The organism is Raineya orbicola (assembly GCF_002843425.1).
In the GTDB taxonomy this organism is placed as follows: Bacteria; Bacteroidota; Bacteroidia; order Cytophagales; family Thermonemataceae; genus Raineya; species Raineya orbicola.
Map to the genome: position 1 here is coordinate 1 of NZ_NKXO01000093.1, position 1,046 is coordinate 1,046.

Here is a 1,046-nt window from a genome sequence, read left to right on the forward strand (position 1 = left end):
TAACGGTTTGCAAATAGGCGCAGGCAGGGATTTTACCACTGAGCTTCCTACGAAGAACTGAACTTCAAATCTATCACTTCCCTTTCTTACGAAGCACTTCAACCCTGCTTGAGCTTATTTGCTGTTATAGCTAGTTGTTATTTCAATAAATATTAGATTCTTTTGTTTTAGTTTTAAAGACAGTTCCTGTAGCTACACCACCAAATGAAAAAATTGCTCTGTCAGTTAGTCCTATAATTTGTCTTGAGTTATCTAAAGGAAAATATTTACGAGTCTCAAAGAAAAAACAAAAGTCATTCAATGGAATACTAATTTTGAAACCACCGCCTAAAATATTTCTACTCAAAATTTCATTAGATAGATTAAGTTCCTCAAATGAATTTCCATTTGACTTGTTTTCATAAATGTTTATGAAATTTAATTGAGGACTAAATGTAAAACCAACTAAACCAAAATCTGTATTAGTAATGTAACCAATTTGATAACCAAAATTTACATTGAAATTTCTAAAACCAGTATTCAATGGGTTTATACTATACTTTAATTCATATGGTGCCATTGAAGCATCAGCAAAAACCATATTTATCAATTTTGAATTATTGTCTGTTCCGATTTCTTTCAAATTAGTTAACCTAAATCCTAATAACATTTGAAATTCGTTGTCAACAAATGCTATTTTTCTTGGTTCGAGTGAATCACCGGCAATGAAATTAGCTTGTAGAAATGGATTATACTTAAAAATAGTGGTTAAAGTGGTTAACTTATCTTTTCCAGTTTTTTTGGTTTTGCTATCCTTCAAACCAATATTCCAATCAAGTGCTACTTGTCCAGAAGTTGAACTTTTTTGAGCTCTTAATTCATACAAATTTCCGCCACCAACTCCAGAAATTGCGAATGTATTAACTCTCGGATTGAAAATTATTCCGATTGGAGATGGTTGTTGGCAAAATGTCTTTGTTGAGATTAAAGTCACAACAAATAAGAAAACGGTAATTTTTTTTGTCGTCATATTTTCTGTTCTTTCGGTTTTACAATTAGCTATAACG

1 protein-coding gene is annotated in these 1,046 nt (G+C 31.1%); it reads right to left on the minus strand.

The features are described from left to right. Positions 1–142: 142 nt before the first annotated feature. Positions 143–1,046: hypothetical protein (locus Rain11_RS13740; RefSeq protein WP_207764462.1), on the minus strand; the 904-nt coding region annotated here is incomplete at its 5' end.